General features: G+C 76.1%; 2 protein-coding genes. Both read right to left on the bottom strand.

Features of this window, described 5'->3' with window-relative positions:
* The coding region (locus ACW0Q9_RS30350) for an arginase family protein (protein ID WP_456187174.1) at positions 1-950 on the bottom strand (950 nt) is incomplete at its 3' end.
* A 65-nt stretch (positions 951-1,015) separates the two neighbouring features.
* A partial coding sequence (locus ACW0Q9_RS30345) for a tetratricopeptide repeat protein (protein WP_456187172.1) occupies positions 1,016-1,794 on the bottom strand: 779 nt, incomplete at its 5' end.

Here is a 1,794-nt window from a genome sequence, read left to right as displayed (position 1 = left end):
GGGCCGGACGGCAGCAGCCGGGGGGCCGTCGCCCCGGGCGCGACGACCGGCGCGAGCCCGGCCACCACGGTGTTGACGATCTCGGCGGCGTACGACCCGTCGGGGTCGTAGTCGGGGTCGAAGACCGTCAGCTCGACGCCGAGGCAGTGCGGGGTGTCCACCAGGCCGGCGAGCAGGATCTCCAGCTCGGCGAAGGCGATCCCGCCCGGGTCCGGCGCGTCGACCGCGGGCATCACCGCCGGGTCGAGCACGTCCACGTCGATGTGCACCCAGTAGCCGGCGCAGTCGGCCAGCTGCTCGTGCGCCCACTGGGCGGTGCGGGCGGCCCCCTCGGCGCGCAGCGCCGGCACGGGGCGGGTGGTGATGCCGGCGGCCTGGAGGTCCAGCCGGTACTCGTCCTGCGCCCGGATGCCGAGCACCACCACGTCGATGTCCCGGAAGTAGGGGCGCCGCCCCTCGATGGCGGCCAGGTCGGCCTGCCCCCGGCCGGTGACCAGGGCCAGGTCCTCGCCCGCCGCCGCGCCCACGTACGAGGCGTTGCCGGGGTGCCGGAAGTCGGAGTGGCCGTCGACGAAGACCAGCCCGATCCGCCCGCCGACCGCCTCGCCGAGCCGGTGCATGGCCAGCGCCGAGCCCAGCAGCACCGAGCAGTCCCCGCCGAGCACCAGCGGGAACTCGCCGCGGTCGATGATCGCGCCGATCCGGTCGGCCAGCGCCACCGAGTAGCCGGAGATCTCCCCCGCGTGGCAGACCCCGTCACCGGGACGCCAGTCACCCGGGTCGTAGCGGGGCGGGGTGAGGCAGCCGGCGTCGCGGGCCCGCAGCCGGGCGAGCAGGCCGTGGTCGCGCAGCGCGCCGGGCGCCTTGGCGCAGCCCGGGACGGAGGTGGACGTGGGTGGGCGCAGGCCGAGGTTGGTCGGCGCGTCGAGGACGGCGATCCGGCGCATCATGGGCTCCCGTCCTCGGTGGTCGGGCGGGCCGGCCGGTACGCCGGCCCGCGCTGGCGTGCGTGAACTCAGAACAGGGCGCTGGCCAGGGCCCGTCGGGCGGCAGCCACGGCCGGGTCGTCCGGGCCGGCGATGGTGAACAGCGACACCAGGTGCTGGCGGACCTGCTCCCGGTCGTCGCCGGCGGTCCGGCGGACCAGGCCGACGAGCCGGGCGTACGCCTGCTCGGCCAGCCCGCTGAGCACCTCGATGTCGGCGGCGAGGAGCTGGGCCTCGATGTCGTCGGGGGCCTGTTCGGCGGCGGCGAGCGCGGCACGTGGGTCGGCTCCGGCCACCCGCCGGGCAACCCCGACCTGGGCCAGCCCGGCCTCGGCCGCGGCGTCCGCCGGGCTCTCGGCCAGGATCTTCCGGTACGCCGCCTCGGCGGCCTCCAGGTCGCCGGACATGAGCGCGTCGTCGGCCTCGATCAGCCGCGGGTCCTCCGGCTCGGCGACGGTGACGCCACCGGCCTTGAGGATGGCCTGGATCCACTGGCGGAGCTGGGCCTCCGGCACCACGCCGGAGAAGGCGTCGATCGGCTGCCCGCCGACCACCGCGTAGACCATCGGGATGCCCTGGACCCGGAACATCTGGGCGAGCCGCGGGTTGGCGTCGACGTCGACCTTGGCGAGCACCCAGGCGCCCTCGCCCTCGGCGGCCAGCCGCTCCAGCACCGGCGACAGCTGCTTGCAGGGCTCGCACCACTCGGCCCAGAAGTCCACGATCACCGGCGTGGTCAGCGACCGCTCCAACACCTCGGACTGGAAGGTCGCCTCGGTCACGTCGATGACGGCCACGCCGCCGCCCG

The sequence above is a fragment of the Micromonospora sp. I033 genome (assembly GCF_053890995.1).
This window is presented reverse-complemented; position numbering and strand designations above follow the sequence as displayed.